Origin of the sequence: Clavibacter lycopersici, assembly GCF_003576405.1 — a bacterium.
Lineage (GTDB): Bacteria > Actinomycetota > Actinomycetes > Actinomycetales > Microbacteriaceae > Clavibacter > Clavibacter lycopersici.
In genome coordinates this window covers 1-823 of sequence record NZ_QWGT01000463.1, presented here as the reverse complement: position 1 = coordinate 823, position 823 = coordinate 1, and the positions used below count along the sequence as shown (strand labels likewise).

At 79.8% G+C, this 823-nt stretch carries 1 protein-coding gene; it reads left to right on the top strand.

The genetic code is table 11. The features are described 5' to 3' along the window. Positions 1–719, top strand: a 719-nt coding sequence (locus DZG00_RS15955) for a DUF58 domain-containing protein (protein WP_147360088.1), incomplete at its 5' end; no start/stop codon positions are given. Positions 720–823 lie beyond the last annotated feature (104 nt).

Here is an 823-nt window from a genome sequence, read left to right as displayed (position 1 = left end):
CGGAGCGCGTGCAGCGGCGCGCCGACGGCGGCGAGGACGACCTCGGCACGCGCGAGTACCGCGCCGGGGATCCGCTCCGCCGCGTGCACTGGCGCGCCACCGCGCGGCACGGCGAGCTCATGGTGCGGCAGGAGGAGCAGCGGTCGAGCCCGCGTTCGCTCGTGCTCCTCGACACGCGCGCCGCCGGCTTCCCCCTGCACGCCGACGACGACGGGGACGGCGACCGGGCCTTCGAGCGCGCGGTCGCGTTCGCGGCGTCGGTGGGCGTGCACCTGCAGCGCGGCGGGTACGCGGTCCACCTCATCGAGACGGCCGCAGGATCCGCCCGGCAGGCGCCCGTCTCCGCCCGCCCGGGCGACGCCTCCGCGGAGGGCGACCTGCTCCTCCACCTCGCCGACGTGCGGCCCGCCGCCGTCGACCCCGACCGCGACGGCGTGCAGGAGGCCCTGGCCGACCTGCGCCGCAGCCGCCGCGCCGTCCCGATCCACGCCGTCCTCGGCCACCTCGACGAGCAGGAGGCCCGCCGGCTCGCGGGCTTCGGCGCCGCGTGCCGCCCCGCGGTCGCGTTCCTCGCGCATCCCGGCCGCGTCGACGGCCGCGACGACCGCGAGGCCGTCCGGATCCTCCGCGAGTCCGGCTGGCGCACCGTCGTCCTCGACGACGACACCCGGCCCGCCGACGCCTGGCGCGCCGCCCGCACCGAGGAGATGGCGCGATGACCGACCTCGACTCCGTCGGCCTCGGCGGCCGCGAGCACTGGACCGTCGAGCCGCGGCCGCTGCCGGGCGAGCGCGCGGGGACGACCGCCGGGACCGCCCGCGCG